12 protein-coding genes are annotated in these 13,983 nt (G+C 72.0%); all 12 read right to left on the bottom strand.

The window, feature by feature from the left end; genetic code table 11:
- Positions 1-82: 82 nt before the first annotated feature.
- A complete protein-coding gene (gene leuD, locus EU555_RS18520; protein ID WP_135416677.1) occupies positions 83-682 on the bottom strand; it encodes a 3-isopropylmalate dehydratase small subunit in 600 nt (199 codons plus the stop codon).
- A gap of 2 nt (positions 683-684) precedes the next feature.
- Complete coding sequence (leuC, locus tag EU555_RS18515) at positions 685-2,091, bottom strand: 3-isopropylmalate dehydratase large subunit (protein ID WP_135416675.1); 1,407 nt, start codon at positions 2,089-2,091, stop codon at positions 685-687.
- 252 nt (positions 2,092-2,343) lie between these two features.
- Entirely contained in the window at positions 2,344-3,732 is a 1,389-nt protein-coding gene (locus tag EU555_RS18510) for an FAD-dependent oxidoreductase (RefSeq protein ID WP_135416673.1), read from the bottom strand.
- Positions 3,729-4,340 (bottom strand): cysteine hydrolase family protein, encoded by a 612-nt coding sequence (locus EU555_RS18505; RefSeq protein WP_135416671.1) that lies wholly within the window; start codon positions 4,338-4,340, stop codon positions 3,729-3,731. Before EU555_RS18505 ends, EU555_RS18510 begins: the two co-directional genes overlap by 4 nt.
- A complete protein-coding gene (locus tag EU555_RS18500; protein ID WP_135416669.1) occupies positions 4,337-6,403 on the bottom strand; it encodes a hydantoinase/oxoprolinase family protein in 2,067 nt (688 codons plus the stop codon). The genes EU555_RS18505 and EU555_RS18500 overlap by 4 nt, the downstream gene beginning before the upstream one ends.
- The gene (locus EU555_RS18495; RefSeq protein WP_135416667.1) at positions 6,400-8,094 is read right to left on the bottom strand and encodes a hydantoinase B/oxoprolinase family protein; all 1,695 of its coding nucleotides are present in this window, start codon (positions 8,092-8,094) and stop codon (positions 6,400-6,402) included. Before EU555_RS18495 ends, EU555_RS18500 begins: the two co-directional genes overlap by 4 nt.
- Positions 8,091-8,957 carry an isocitrate lyase/PEP mutase family protein gene (locus EU555_RS18490; protein WP_135416665.1) on the bottom strand — a complete coding sequence of 289 codons (867 nt, stop codon included), beginning with the start codon at positions 8,955-8,957 and terminating at the stop codon, positions 8,091-8,093. The genes EU555_RS18495 and EU555_RS18490 overlap by 4 nt, the downstream gene beginning before the upstream one ends.
- A gap of 328 nt (positions 8,958-9,285) precedes the next feature.
- The gene (locus EU555_RS18480) at positions 9,286-10,677 is read right to left on the bottom strand and encodes an MmgE/PrpD family protein (RefSeq protein WP_135416661.1); all 1,392 of its coding nucleotides are present in this window, start codon (positions 10,675-10,677) and stop codon (positions 9,286-9,288) included.
- Positions 10,678-10,679: 2 nt separating this feature from the next.
- Positions 10,680-11,381 carry an ABC transporter ATP-binding protein gene (locus EU555_RS18475; protein WP_135416659.1) on the bottom strand — a complete coding sequence of 234 codons (702 nt, stop codon included), beginning with the start codon at positions 11,379-11,381 and terminating at the stop codon, positions 10,680-10,682.
- Positions 11,374-12,135: an ABC transporter ATP-binding protein gene (locus EU555_RS18470; RefSeq protein ID WP_135416658.1), complete on the bottom strand. Its 762-nt coding sequence runs from the start codon at positions 12,133-12,135 to the stop codon at positions 11,374-11,376. Before EU555_RS18470 ends, EU555_RS18475 begins: the two co-directional genes overlap by 8 nt.
- 3 nt (positions 12,136-12,138) lie before the next feature.
- Positions 12,139-13,113 carry a branched-chain amino acid ABC transporter permease gene (locus EU555_RS18465; protein ID WP_135416656.1) on the bottom strand — a complete coding sequence of 325 codons (975 nt, stop codon included), beginning with the start codon at positions 13,111-13,113 and terminating at the stop codon, positions 12,139-12,141.
- Positions 13,110-13,982: a branched-chain amino acid ABC transporter permease gene (locus EU555_RS18460; RefSeq protein WP_135416654.1), complete on the bottom strand. Its 873-nt coding sequence runs from the start codon at positions 13,980-13,982 to the stop codon at positions 13,110-13,112. The genes EU555_RS18465 and EU555_RS18460 overlap by 4 nt, the downstream gene beginning before the upstream one ends.
- Position 13,983 lies beyond the last annotated feature (1 nt).

Genomic DNA, 13,983 nt, shown 5'->3' with positions numbered 1-13,983 from the left:
GGGTTCCGCTGCGCGGTCCCGGGATGTCGCGGCGCGGTGTCGAGGCAGGAGCCCGTTCGGCTGGTCCTTGCGATCACCCGCTTCACCCCGGCACCCGCCACGGCGCCTCCGCCGCCGCCCGCGCCTCGTAAGCCGCGATGGCCTCCGCGTGTTCCAGCGTCAGCGCGACGTCGTCCAGTCCCTCGACGAGGCAGCGCTTCTTGAACGGGTCGATGTCGAAGGGGATCGCGCTCCCGCCGGGGTCGGTCACGGTCTGGGCCGGCAGGTCGACGGTGAGGCTGGCGCCGGGCTCGGCCTTGAGGCGCGCGCGCAGGGCCGCCGCCGTCTCCTCCGGCAGGGTCACGGTCAGCAGCCCGTTCTTGGCCGCGTTCGACGCGAAGATGTCGCCGAAGCTCGGGGCGATCACGCAGCGGATGCCCCCGTCGACGAGGGCATAGACCGCGCCCTCGCGCGACGAGCCGCAGCCGAAGTTGCGGTCGGCGACCAGGATGCCGGCCCCCGCGTAAGGCGCCGCGTCGAGCGGCACCGCCTCGCTGCGGCGGCGCTCGTCGTGAAACAGGAAGTTGCCGTAGCCGGCGCTGCGGGGTTTCTTGAGGAAACGGGCCGGCAGGATCTGGTCGGTGTCGATGTTCGCGACGTCGAGCGGCACCGCGACGGCCTGGAGCGTGGTGAAGGGCTGCATGGTCAGCGTCCCCCGAGCCGGCGGATGTCGGTGAGGCGGCCGGTGACGGCGGCGGCGGCGGCCATCGCCGGGCTCATCAGGTGGGTGCGGGCGTTCGGGCCCTGGCGGCCCGGGAAGTTGCGGTTGGTGGTGGACGCGCAGCGCTCGCCCGCCGGGACGAGGTCGCCGTTGATGCCGACGCACATCGAGCAGCCCGGCTCGCCCCATTCGAGGCCGGCCGCGCGAAACACCTGGTCGAGCCCTTCCGCTTCGGCCTGGCGCCGCACCGGGCCGGAGCCCGGCACGACGAGGCCCGGCACCGCTGCCTTCTGCCCGCGCAGCACGCCGGCCGCGGCGCGCAGGTCCTCGATGCGGGAATTGGTGCAGGAGCCGATGAACACCCGGTCGATCGCGATCGCCTCGAGCGGGGTGCCGGGGGTGAGGCCCATATAGTCGAGCATCGCCCGCATCTGCCCGGCCTTGGTGGGATCGGACTCGGCGCCCGGGTCCGGCACCGCGGCGGTGACCGGCAACGCCGTCTCCGGGCTGGTGCCCCAGGTGACGGTGGGGGCGATCGCACCGGCGTCGAGCGTCACCTCGCGGTCGAACCGGGCGCCCTCGTCGCTCGGCAGACGCCGCCAGGCCGCGACCGCCCGCTCGAACAGCGCGCCCTTCGGCGCGTAGGGGCGTCCCTCCAGGAACGCGAAGGTGGTGTCGTCCGGGGCGATCATCCCGGCTCGCGCCCCGGCCTCGATCGACATGTTGCAGATGGTGAGGCGCCCCTCCATCGACAGGCCGCGGATCGCGCTGCCGGCATATTCGAGCACGTGCCCGACCGCCCCGCCGGCGCCGAGCGCCGCGATGATCGCCAGGATCACGTCCTTGGCGGTGACGTGGGGGCCGAGCACGCCGTCGATCCCGACCCTGAGCGTCTTGGGCCGGCGCTGCCACAGGGCCTGCGTCGCCAGCACGTGGGCGACTTCCGTGGCGCCGATGCCGAAGCCGAGCGCCCCGAAGGCGCCGTGGGTCGAGGTGTGGGAATCGCCGCAGACGACGGTGAGGCCCGGCAGCGTCAGGCCCTGCTCGGGCGCCAGGACGTGGACGATGCCTTGCGCGCGGTCGTCGAGCCCGAAGTGGCGGATGCCGTGCCGGCCGGCATTGGCGGCCAGCATCGACACCATGTTGGCGATCTCGGGGTCGGGGATCGGCCCGGCGCGGTCGCGGGACGGCACGTAGTGGTCGGCGACCGCGAAGGTCAGCTCCGGCCGGCGGATTTTTCGGTCCGCATGGTCGAGCATGCCGAAGGCGTGGAACGAGCCCTCGTGCAGCAGGTGCCGGTCGATGGCCAGCAGCGCCTGGCCGTCGGGGCGGGTCGCCATCACGTGGGCGTCCCAGACCTTGTCGAGGAGGGTGCGGGGTTGCGGGGGCATGAGGCGTCCTCCGTCTTGTCGTTGGGATTCGGGGAGATACCGTGGGTCTTCAGTGAAACGCGTTCCCCTCTCCCGTGTGGGAGAGGGGTGAGGGGTGAGGGTGGAGACGGTTCAAGGTGAAGCGTTGAGCGGAGAGCGGCCAGCACGACGGTTTGAGCTTTACACGGAAGCGCGCCACCCTCACCCCTACCCCTCTCCCACACGGGAGAGGGGATCCCGCGTTGTACTTGCCGGAGGCAGCTTGATCCTCAGCTATGCCATCGCCCCAGCCGCCTGCCCGGCGATGCGCCCGAGCGCCACGGCCGCCAAGAGCCCGTTGCCCGAGAGATAGCCGCCCGGCCCCGTCCCCGACACGCCGCAGGCCGCCCCGCCGGCCGCGAACAGGTTCGGGATCGGCGCACCGTCTTGCCTCAGCACCCGCGCGTCGCCGTCGACCACGAGGCCCCCTTGCGTGTGGAACAGGGCCCCCGTCACCCGCACCGCCCGGTAGGGCGGGCTCAGCATCGGCACGCCCGCGAAGGAGCGTCCGAAGTCGTCCCGGCCGCCCGCGCGCTTGAGCGCCTCGACCTCGGCCAGCGTCGCAGTCAGCGCTTCCTCCGGCAGGTGCAGCCGCGCCGCCAGCGCCGCCATCGTATCCGCCGCGACGATCGCCCCGGCGCCCTCCGCCCGGCGAAAGTCCTCGAACTGGCGGGCGATGCCGGCGATGCGCGCGTCGAACACCGTGACGGCGGTGCCACCGGGCTGGCGCAGAACCTCCGCCGCCTGCTCGGAATAGCCTTTGCTCTCGTCGGAGAAGCGCCGCCCTTCCGCATTCACCTGGAACCCGCCCTCGGTGATCGTGGCCCAGGTGATCAGGATGCCGTGCGGGTGCGCCACGGAGCCGTGGCCCTGGTGGCCCGAGAGGTGGCGGGTGGCGGCGCCCAAGGCCTCGCCCCAGAGCAGCGCGTCGCCCTGGTTGCCTTCGTGACCGAAATAGAGCGCGTCCGCCAGCTCCGGGACGTGCTGCGCCACCAGCGCCTTGTTGCCGCCGTAGCCGTTGCAGGCGAGCACCAGGGCCCGGCAGGCGACACGGTCCCGCGAGCCGTCCGGACGCACGAGGGCGATGCCCCGGATCGCGCCGTCCTCCGTGTAGAGCGTGTCGACGGTGGCCTCGCACAGGACCGGGATGCCGGCCTCCTCGACCGCCCGGGCGAGGCGGTCGACCAGCTCCTCGCCCGACCGGCTCGGCAGGCCGTGCATGCGGTTGGCGGAGTGCCCCGGATAGCGGAAATCGGTGATGACCGAGAAGGGCAGCCCGTGGCGGTGGCTGAGCCATTCGAGGGCGGGACCCACGGCCCCGGCGAGCCGCGCGACGAGGGCGGGATCGGGCTCGTTCTTGGCCTTCGCCATGATGTCCCTGGCGAAAAGCTCCGGGCTGTCCTCGATGGCCGATTCGCGCTGCCAGCGGGTGCCGGGGGCAGGGACCAGCCCGGCCGAGAGGGCGGTGGAGCCGCGGGGCACGGGGTCGCGCTCGACCACCAGCACCTCGGCCCCGGCCTCGTGGGCGGCCAACGCCGCCACCAGCCCGGCGGCGCCGGCGCCGATGATGGCGACCGGCACCTCGATGTCGAAGGACACGGAGGCGGCGGGCTCGACCCTCATGCCGACAGCTCCCGGATGATCTCGGCGACGTCCGCCACCCGGCAGACCGGCTTCAGGGCGTCGATGGCGGTCTGGTGCACGGAGGGCGAGAAGGCGGCGCAGCCATCCGACAGGACCGTGACCGAGAAGTCGCGGACATGGGCGTCGCGCACCGTCGAGGCGACGCCGCCATTGGTGACGATGCCCGACACGATCAGCCGCTCGATGCCCGCCTTGCGCAGGACCCATTCGAGCCGGGTCATGTAGAAGGCCGAGTAGGCGACCTTCTCGACCGAGAGGTCGGCGGGCTGCAATGCGTCGACCAGTGCATGCCCCCAGGCCCCGGGCAGGAAGTCGCCCTTCCGCAGGAACGGGCGCAACTCGCGCAGGTGGGGCGAGATCAGCGGCTCGCCGCCCTTGCCCGGCACCAGGGTGAAGTGGGTCGAGACGATGAACCCGCCCTTGGCCCGGATCAGCTCGGCGAGCGGCCGCACCGTTGCGGGCACGGCGGCGATCTCGGGCGCGGCCTGGCCGGCCCGGCCATAGGCGCCGTCCGGATGCAGGAAGTCGTTCTGCAGGTCGCAGATCAGGAGCGCCGTGCGCTCGATCGGGATCGGGGCATGGCTCATGCGGGCTCTCCCGTGCGGGTGACCACGACGTTGCCGAGCCGGTCGACCCGCGCCGTCAGGTCGGGATCGACCACGGTGGTGGCGTCCGGCTGCTCGAGGATCGCCGGGCCGGGGATCTCGGCCCCGACCGGCAGCGCCAGGCGGGCATAGACCGCCGCCTCGTGCCAGGCGCCGGAGAACCACACCGGGCGGCTGCCGAGGCGGGCGGAGTCCAGCGAGGCGTCGGGTCCCGGCGCCAGGGCGGCGAGGTCGAAATGCGGCCGCCGGCCGATCGCCGCGGTGCGCAGGTTGACGATCCGGGTGCCGAGGCCCGGCAGCAGCCGGCTGAACGAGGTGCGGTAGGCCGCCTCGAACGCCGCCTGGATCACGCCTGCGGTGATGCCGGTGGTGCCGTTCGCGACCGTGACGGGCAGCGCCACCGCCACGGTGTGGGTCTGGCCGACATAGTGCATGTCGAGCTCGAACACCGTGTCGATCCGCGAGACGGTGAGGCCGGCGGCCTCGACCACCGCGCGGGCGCTCTCGGCTTCCGCCACCATCCGCCGGTCGAGGGCGGCGGCGTCGAGGGTGGCGAGCGACAGGTTCAGGGTCTGGACCTGGTCGTGGCGGATGTCGGCGATGACGCAGCCGAGTGCCGAGGTGACGCCCGGGTAGCGCGGCACCAGGGCGCCGCGCAGGCCCACATCCTTGATCAGCGCCCCGACATGGAGCGCCCCGCCGCCGCCGAACGGCACCGCAGCGAATTTCTGGGGGTCGTGGCCGCGCTCGATCGAGACGAGGCGGATCGCGCCCGCCATCTTGCCGTCGGCGACGCGCACGATCGCTTCGGCCGCCGCCATCACGTCGAGGCCGAGCGGTGCGGCGACGTGCTCCCGGATCGCGGCCTTCGCGGCCTCGACGTCGAGGCGCTTGAGCGCCCCGCCGATCGGCCGCTCGGCGTTGATGCGACCGAGCACCACGTTGGCGTCGGTCAGCGTCGGGCGGGTGTTGCCCTGGCCGTAGCAGACCGGTCCCGGCCGCGAGCCGGCGCTCTCCGGCCCGACCTGGAGCAGCCCGCCGGCATCGACATGGGCGATCGAGCCGCCGCCGGCCCCGATGGTGCTGATCTCGATCATCGGCGTACGGATCACGAGGCCGAAATCGATGGTGGTCTGGGCGGCGAGCGCCGTCTCGCCCTCGACCACCAGCGACACGTCGAAGGAGGTGCCGCCGAGGTCGCCGGTGATCACGTTCGGGAAGCCGGCCTCCTTGGCGATCGCCGCGGCCGCGATGACCCCGGCGGCGGGCCCCGAGAGGGCGGTGCGCACCGGCAGCCGCCGGGCGGTCGCGGTCGACATCACGCCGCCATTCGACTGCACGATGTGGAAGCGGCCTTCGAACCCTTCCGACTCCAGCGCCCGGTCGAGCTTGCCGAGGTAGCTGCCGACGACCGGCTGCAGGTAGGCGTTGAGCACCGTGGTCGAGGTGCGCTCGAACTCGCGGATCTCCGGCAGGATGCCGGACGACCGCTCGACATTGGCGTTGGGCCACACGGCGGAGGCGGCGTCCAGCGCCACCCGCTCGTTCTCCGGGTTGGCGTAGGCGTTGACGAAGCAGATCGCCAGGGCCTCGGCGCCGTTGGCGAGGAGCGCGCGGGCGGCCTCCGCCACCTGGTCCGGATCGACCGCCTGGCGGATCGTGCCGTCGGCGAGCGTGCGCTCGTCGACCTCGAGTCGGAGATCCCGGTCGACGACGGGGACGAAATCGCCCCACAGGCCCCAGGTGTGGCGCCGGTCGCGCCGGCGCATCTCCAGGACGTCGCGAAAACCCCGGGTGGTGATGAGGCCGATCCGGGCGCCCTTGCGCTCCAGCAGCGCGTTGGTGCCGACGGTCGTGCCGTGGACGATCGAGGCGAGACCGGCGACCGGGCCGAAGCCTTTGAGGCCGGCGAGGAAGCCGACCGCCTCGTCGCCGCGGTTCGACGGCACCTTGCCGGTCTGGAAGCGGCCGGCGGCCTCGTCGTAGTAGAAGAGGTCGGTGAAGGTGCCGCCGACATCGACGCCGACGATGGCGCGGGGGGTCATCGGGTCTCTCCCAAGCGGATCTTTTCAAGCTCGTAGTCGCGGGCGGCAGCCTCCGGCGTGACGTAGCCGAGGCGCAGGTCGCGGTTCAGGGCCTCGCGGTCGCGCTCGGCCGGGTGGCCGAAGCCGCCGCCGCCGGGCGTCTCGAGCCGCACCCGCTCGCCGGCCTTGATCCGCACATCGGTGACCTTCGAGACCATCGGCGGGCTCGCCCAGCCGCCTTGCGTCTGCCAGGCGAAGCGGTTGAGCGCCGCCGGCTTCCCGCCCTTGACGCCGAACGGCGCCACCTTGCCGCGCTCGCCGAGCAGGAAGACGTCGGCGTCGGTCAGGGTCTCGATCTCGTAGACGGCCCCGAGCCCGCCGCGATGCGCGCCGGCCCCGGCGCTGTCGGGCCTCAAGGACCATTGCGTGAAGACGACCGGGTAGGCGGCCTCCAGGATCTCCACCGGCGGGATCGTCGCGGTCGAGATCGGGTTGTTGGCGTGGCTCAGGCCGTCGGTCTCGGGGTTGCCGCCGAGGCCGCCGCCGAAGAACGAGAACATCACCCAGCGCGAGCCGTCCGGCCGGTGGCCGGCGAGCGACAGCGCGTTGATGGTGCCGAAGGGCGCGGCGGTCGCCCGCTCCGGATCGGCCTCGGCCAGGGCGCCCAGCACGACGCCGATCAGCCGCAGGATCGTCTCGGTGTAGCCCGCCATGGGCTTGGGCGCGCCGGCGCCGAGCAAGGTCGTCTCCGGCACCGTGAAGGTGATCGGCCGCAGGCAGCCGGCATTGGCCGGCACCTCGGTGAAGACGTGCTTCAAGGCGACGTAGCAGGCGGCGACGGTCGTCGCGTGCGAGATGTTGATCGGGCCCTGCGCCGGGGCGGAGGAGCGCGAGAAGTCGAGGACCATGCTGTCGCCCGCGATGGTCAGGTCGAGGGCGATGGTCAGGGGCTCGTCGGTGATGCCGTCGTTGTCGAGCACGTCCTCGAAACTGTAGCGGCCATCCGGCAGGGCGCGGATCGCGGCACGCATCAGGGCCTCGGCCCGGTCGGAGAAGGCCGCGAAGGCGGCGTCCACCGTGGCGTCGCCGTACTCGTCGAGGAGCGCGGTGAAGCGGCGCTCGCCGAGATCGAGGGCGTTGAGCTGGCCGTTGAGGTCGCCCCAGTTCGAGGTCGGCACGCGGGTGTTGGCGGCCAGGATGTCGACGATGTCCTGGTTCAGGCGGCCGGCGGAGAAGAGCTTCACCGGGGGAAAGCGCACGCCCTCCTGGAAGCTCTCCGTGGCCTTCGGGTTGTAGCCGCCCGGCACGTTGCCGCCGATGTCGAGCCAGTGGCCGACCGAGGCGAGCCAGCAAAAAAGCTTGCCGTCCCGGAAGACCGGGCGGACCAGCCGGAAGTCGTTGAGGTGTGTGCCGCCGCTATAGGGGTCGTTGAACAGGAACGTGTCGCCGGGCTCCAGGCCCCCCTCAAGCGCGACCTTGGCGATCACGGCCTTCACCGCGAAGGCCATGGCGCCGACGAAGATCGGCAGGCCCTTGGTGCCCTGGACCAGGGTGTCGCCGGTGGTGGCGTGGTAGAGGCCGTGGCAGGCGTCGCGGGCCTCCGCGATGATCGGGTTGAAGGCCGAGCGGTAGAGCGTCGCGTCCATCTCGTCGGCGATCTGCTCCAGGCGGCCCTTCAGCACCGCCAGGGTGACGGGGTCGATCTGGGTCATCGATCGCTTCCTTCATAGGCGCGGCCGCGGGCCAGCATCTCGGGGGTGCCGATCAGCGCGTTCAGCTCGCCGAAATCGAACATCCGCTCGGAGAAGGGGGCGTTGGTGCCGGCCTCGGCGAGGGAGGCGTAGTAGGCCTTCGCGGTGTGGGCGAGCGCCCGGACGATGCCGCCCGGGAAGATCACCAGGCGAAAGCCCAAAGCCCCGAGATCGGCCGCCGAGGCGAGCGGCGTGTCGCCGCCCTCGACCATGTTGGCGACGAGGGGACGCTGCGTCCCGAGAGCCTTGGTGACCGCGGCGAGCTGGTTGGCCGAGCGCGGCGCCTCGACGAACAGCACGTCGGCGCCGGCCTCCGCGTAGGCCTGGGCCCGCTCGATCGCCCGCTCGAAGCCCTCGACCGCCACCGCGTCGGTGCGGGCGACGATCAGGGTCTCGGGGCTCAGGCGCGCATCCAGGGCCGCGCGGATCTTCCCGACCATGTCCTCCTTCCCGATCAGCGTCTTGTCCTGCAGATGGCCGCAGCGCTTCGGGTAACTCTGGTCCTCGAGCTGGATCGCGCTGGCGCCGGCCCGCTCGAACAGCCGCACGGTGCGCTCGACGTTGAGCGCGTTGCCGTAGCCGTTGTCGGCATCGACCACGAGGGGCGTCGCCACCCGGTCGCGCACCAGGGTCACGGTCTCGGCGACCTCGCTCATCGAGACGAGGCCGATATCGGGCCGTCCGAGGCGGGTATAGGCGATGGCCGCGCCGGAGAGGTACAGGGCCTCGAAGCCCGCATCCGTGGCGATCGAGGCCGTGAGGGCGTCGTAGACGCCCGGAGCGACGAGGACGCGGTCCTCGGCGAGACGGGACTTCAGGGACATGACGACAGGTGTTCCTCGTTCGGTTTCATCGCATTCGCGTGGTGCGTGCTCGCCTCTCCCTGCCGGTAGCGGAGTGGAGCACTCTCTCCTCCCCCTTGTGGGGAGGAGCCGGAGGTGGGGGTGGTGCAGAAGACACCGCCGAGCTTCACGCGGCCCCACCCCCACCCCTAACCCCTCCCCACAAGGGGGAGGGGAGCGCGCGCACTTGTAACGTGTTGGCAGTGGCTAGACGGAAGTTGGGTCAATTCCCGAATTGTTAATTCGTCAGTGATCCAAGAGGCGTATCTATAATTTTATTTTATTTTTCTTCCGAGATCAGGCGAGAAAGTCACGCCACCAACCCCAGCAACCCCCCAATCCCCTCCGCCCGATCGATCCCCGCCACCGCCGCGACGATCTTTTCGCTCCGCTCCGCCCCCCAGACCGGCCCGGCGAGCGCCCGGAACTTTTCCCGGACGTCATCGGCCGAGTACGGGTCCTCGGTATCGCCGCGGTTGGTGAGCGCCTGGGCCGAGAGCTTGCGGCCGTCGGCGAGCGTCAGGGTGACCTTGGCGGGTCGCAGGCCCGGGAGCTGCGCCGTCATGGTCGGATCCTCCTGCACCATCACCCGGCGGGCGAGCGCCAGGATGCGGCGATCGGCCCGCGCCTCGTCGCGGAAGGCGTCGGTGTTGGCCTCCCCCCGCACCAGGGCGGCGGCGAGCGCGAAGGGCAGGGAGAACTTCGCCGCCAGCATCGTGCCGGGCGCCGGATGGTCGAGCTGCGCCGCCCAGACATAGGTCGCGACCTCGACCGACCGCACGGAATCCGGGTCGAGCGGCCCGGCCTCGGCGCGGATCTGCGCCAGGGCGTCGAGGGCGCCGTGGGTGTAGCGGCAGGCGGCGTGGCGCTTGAAGTAGTTGCGGGCGATCTCCCAGCGGATGCCCAATTCCTCGACCATCGCCTCGGGCGAGAAATCGTCGGCCAGGATGCCGCCGTAAACCGTGCCGATCCCGTCGCGCTCCGGCAGGAAGCCGCTCGCGGCGAGGTCCCAGGCGGTCAGACCGAGCTGGTTGGAGAAGCCCGCATAGGTGTTGCGGACCGTCGCCCCCTCCAGCATCGTGCGCCGGCTGGTGCTCAGGCCCAGGGACGAGGCGAGGCCGATCGCCTGGCCGATCATCGCGGCGTCGGCGCCGTGAATCTTCGCGACACCGAGGGCCGCGCCGACCGTGCCCCAGGTGCCGTGCGGGTGCATCGTCACGCGCAACCGCGAGGCGATGCCGATCCGCGCCCCGATCTCGTAGCCGAGGACGAGGGCCGCGATAAGCTCTGCGCCCGAGGCGCCGGTCTCCTGCGCGGCCGCCAGCACGGCCGGGACAACGTGGATCGCCGGGTGGCCGCGGGCGTACTGGTTGCCCTCGTCGAGTTCCAGCGTCGTCCCCGCAGTTCCGTTGACGAGGGCGGCGTCGCGGGGATCGAGCGAGAGGCCACTCCCGATCGCCGGCGCCGGGCCGGTGCGGCGGGCGAGGCGCTCGGCCAGCGCCCGGCATTCCGGCTCGCGCATCCCGGCGGCGATGACGCCGAGGGAATCGAGGAGGACGAGGCGGGCGCGCTCGACGGCGGCCTCAGGGATGTCTGAGAACGCGAGGTCCGCCGCGAAGGCGGTCCAGCGGCCGAGCCAAGCGGGAGCGGGCTCGGCCAGCAGCGTGGTCGCCGGGACGATGCCGGGGGTGACGATGCCCATGGCTACAGCCCCAGATAGGCCCGGCGCAGGGCCGGGTCGGCGGCCAGCGTCGCGGCGTCGCCTTCGAGCGCGACGGTGCCGTTCTCCAGGATGTAGGCGCGGGTCGCGAGATCGAGCGACTGCACCACGTTCTGCTCCACCAGCATGATCGGCAGTCCTTGGCCATTGAGGGTACGGACGAGCGTGAACATCTCCTCGACGAGGAGCGGCGAGAGCCCGAGCGAGGGCTCGTCGAGGATCAGGAGGCGCGGCTCGGCCATCAGGCCGCGGCCGATGGCGAGCATCTGCTGCTCGCCGCCCGACAGCGTGCCGGCGGCCTGGCCCGCCCGCTCGCGCAGGCGCGGGAAGGTCGTGAAGACCCGCTCGATGTTCTCAGCTCTCCGGGCCCGGCCGCGGCGGTAGCTGCCGAGCACCAGATTTTCGCGCACGCTCAGGTTCGGGAAGATCTTGCGGCCTTCCGGCACGTGGATCAGCCCGGCCTCGACGATGGACGAGGCCGAGGCCTTCGCGATCGGCTGGCCGTCGAAGCGGATCTCGCCGGCCCGCGCCGACACCACCCCGGACAGGACCTTGTTGAGCGTGGTCTTGCCGACGCCGTTGGCGCCGAGCACGGCGACGATCTCGCCCTCGCGGACCGAGAGGTCGATGCCGCGCAACACTTCGGTGGCGCCGTAGCCGGCGCGCAGGCCCGTCACCTCAAGCATCGACGGCCTCGCCATTGACGGCGGTGTCGGCCTTCATGCGGGCGGCGGCGCCCTTGCCGAGATAGGCCTCGATCACGAGCGGGTCGGCGCAGACCCGCTGCGGCGGGCCCGACGCGATCATCTTGCCTTGCGCCAGGACGTAGACCTCCTCGCACAGGGTCATCACCGCCTGCATGATGTGCTCGATCATCAGGATGGTGACGCCGCCGTCGCGGATGGCGCGCACCACCGGCAGGATGTCGCGGATCTCGGAGGGGTTCAGGCCCGCCAGCACCTCGTCGAGGAGGAGGAGCCGCGGCTCGGTGGCGAGCGCCCGGGCCACCTCCAGGCGCTTGCGCCCCGCGACGGTGAGGTCGGCGGCCGGCTTGTCGAGCTGGTCACGCAAGCCCACCCTCGTCCCGACCTCGCGGGCCTTCGCCACGGCGTCCGCGCGCCGCGGGTGGCGCAGATAGGCGCCGACCGCGATGTTCTCGGCGACGGTCAGGCCGGCGAAGGGCTGGACGATCTGGAAGGTGCGGGCAATGCCGCGCCGCGCCCGCAGGTGCGGCGCCTCCGCCGTCACGTCCGCGCCATCGAACAGCACCCGTCCCTCGCTGGGGTCGAGGAAGCCCGAGATCATTCCGAACAGGGTGGTCTTGCCGGCGCCATTCGGGCCGATGAGCCCGGTGATCGACCCCGCCGGCACGGCGAGGGACGCCCGGTCGACCGCGACGAGGCCCTGGAAGCGCTTGGTGAGGGAGTCGACGGCGAGCATCGGTCAGGCCCCCACCGTTGCGGCGCCCTTGCGGCGCGCGAAGCGCCGGCGGCGCAGGCCGAGAAGCCCCTGGGGCGCGAAGGCGATGACGGCGATCAGGCAGGCGCCGAACACCACGAGGTCGACCCCCGGGATGCCGCCCGCCAGGTGCTTGGTGACCTCGCCGAGACCCTGGAGCGCGAGAGCGCCGACGAGCGGCCCGAAGGCGGTGCCGATGCCGCCGACGATCGGGGCGAGGAGCGCCTCGACGGAGATCCAGGTGCCGTAGGCCACGCCGGCGTCGAGGTAGAGGAAGTACTGCACGTAGAGCCCGCCGGCGGCGGCCGTGATCGCTGCCGAGAGGGCGATGGCGCGCAGCTTCACGGCGAGCGCGTCGACGCCGAGCGCGCGGGCCGCCTCCTCGTTCTCGCGCACGGCGATCAGGTGGGCGCCGAAGCGCGAGCGTTCGAGCCAGCGCGAGGCGAGGAGCGCCAGCCCCACGAAGGCGAGGACGAGGAGGTAGAAGACGCGCCGGTCGGCGAATTGCAGGGTCGCGACGCCCGGCTGGAGCTTGAGGAGCAGGCCGGCGGCACCCCCGGTGAGGTCGGCGGAATTCGCCAGGATGCGGAAGACCTCGGCGAAGGCCAGCGTCACCAGGGCGAAGTAGGAGCCGCGCAGGCCGGCCCGGAAGCTCAGGTAGCCGATCGCAAGGCCCACCAGGGTGCCGAGCCCGATCCCGGCGGCGAGCCCCCCCCAGGCGTTCCAGCCGAACTTCACCTGCAGCACCGCGGTGGCGTAGGCGCCGGTGCCGAAGAAGGCGGCGTGGCCGAAGGAGTACTGGCCGCCGAAGCCGCCGAGCACGTTCCAGCCGAGGCCCGCGAGCGCGATGATGAGCGTGGTGACCAGGAAGTTGAGGACGCTGCCCGACAGGCCGAGGAAGGGCAGGGCCGCCAGCACCGCCAGGGCGAGGAACAGGGGCAGGAGGTCGCGGGCGCTCATGCGCGGGCTCCGAACAGACCGGTCGGCCGCACCAGCAGCACCAGGATGAAGATGAGGAAGATGCCGATCTGCCCGAGGCTGTCGCCGAGCAGGAGCCCCGAGAAGCTCTCGACCACCCCGATGATCAGGCCGCCGACGAGGGCGCCGGTGATCGACCCCATGCCGCCGAGCACCACGATGGTGAAGGCGACGAGCACGAAGGCGGCGCCCGAGCGCGGGTTGACGTAGTAGGTCGGCATCAGGAGGCAGGCGGCGACGGCCAGGCACGCGCAGCCGAGCCCGAAGGTGACGGCGTAGACGTGGTCGACCTCGATGCCGACGAGGCGGGCCCCCAGCTTCTCCCGCGCCACCGCCCGGATCGCCCGGCCCGTATCGGTACGGTTGAGCAGCAGCCAGAGGAGCGCCGTCACGGCGAGCGAGGCGGCGAAGCCGATGAGCCGCGGCGTCGAGAGGAGGAGGGGACCGAGCTCGACCACCTGGAGCGCCGCGTCGGAGTCGAGCGCCCTCGTGTCGGAGCGAAACAGCGCCAGGAGCGCGTTCTCCAGCACGATCGACAGGCCGAGCGTCACGAGCAGCACGTTGTTGTCGCTGCCGTGGCTCGCCGGGCCGATGACGAAGCGCTGGAGCGCGTAGCCTGCGCCGAACATCAGCGGCACGATGCCGAGCATCGCCAGGTACGGATCGACGCGAAACAGCGCGAAGGCGCCCCAGACCGCGAACATCGCGACGGTGAGGAGCGCCCCATGCGCGAAGTTGATGATGTGCAGCACCCCGTAGACCAGGGTCAGCCCGAGGGCGATGAGGGCGTAGACCGCCCCGGTCATCAGGCCGTTGAGGGCCGCCTCGATCAGGATCTGGGGCGCGTACATC

The organism is Methylobacterium nonmethylotrophicum (assembly GCF_004745635.1).
GTDB lineage: Bacteria > Pseudomonadota > Alphaproteobacteria > Rhizobiales > Beijerinckiaceae > Methylobacterium > Methylobacterium nonmethylotrophicum.
This window is presented reverse-complemented; position numbering and strand designations above follow the sequence as displayed.

Bases quoted from the DNA above. Each gene is read 5' to 3' on its own strand.
- leuD (WP_135416677.1), bottom strand. From the start codon at position 682: ATGCAGCCCTTCACCACGCTCCAGGCCGTCGCGGTGCCGCTCGACGTC.
- leuC (WP_135416675.1), bottom strand. From the start codon at position 2,091: ATGCCCCCGCAACCCCGCACCCTCCTCGACAAGGTCTGGGACGCCCAC.
- EU555_RS18510 (WP_135416673.1), bottom strand. From the start codon at position 3,732: ATGAGGGTCGAGCCCGCCGCCTCCGTGTCCTTCGACATCGAGGTGCCG.
- EU555_RS18505 (WP_135416671.1), bottom strand. From the start codon at position 4,340: ATGAGCCATGCCCCGATCCCGATCGAGCGCACGGCGCTCCTGATCTGC.
- EU555_RS18500 (WP_135416669.1), bottom strand. From the start codon at position 6,403: ATGACCCCCCGCGCCATCGTCGGCGTCGATGTCGGCGGCACCTTCACC.
- EU555_RS18495 (WP_135416667.1), bottom strand. From the start codon at position 8,094: ATGACCCAGATCGACCCCGTCACCCTGGCGGTGCTGAAGGGCCGCCTG.
- EU555_RS18490 (WP_135416665.1), bottom strand. From the start codon at position 8,957: ATGTCCCTGAAGTCCCGTCTCGCCGAGGACCGCGTCCTCGTCGCTCCG.
- EU555_RS18480 (WP_135416661.1), bottom strand. From the start codon at position 10,677: ATGGGCATCGTCACCCCCGGCATCGTCCCGGCGACCACGCTGCTGGCC.
- EU555_RS18475 (WP_135416659.1), bottom strand. From the start codon at position 11,381: ATGCTTGAGGTGACGGGCCTGCGCGCCGGCTACGGCGCCACCGAAGTG.
- EU555_RS18470 (WP_135416658.1), bottom strand. From the start codon at position 12,135: ATGCTCGCCGTCGACTCCCTCACCAAGCGCTTCCAGGGCCTCGTCGCG.
- EU555_RS18465 (WP_135416656.1), bottom strand. From the start codon at position 13,113: ATGAGCGCCCGCGACCTCCTGCCCCTGTTCCTCGCCCTGGCGGTGCTG.
- EU555_RS18460 (WP_135416654.1), bottom strand. From the start codon at position 13,982: ATGTACGCGCCCCAGATCCTGATCGAGGCGGCCCTCAACGGCCTGATG.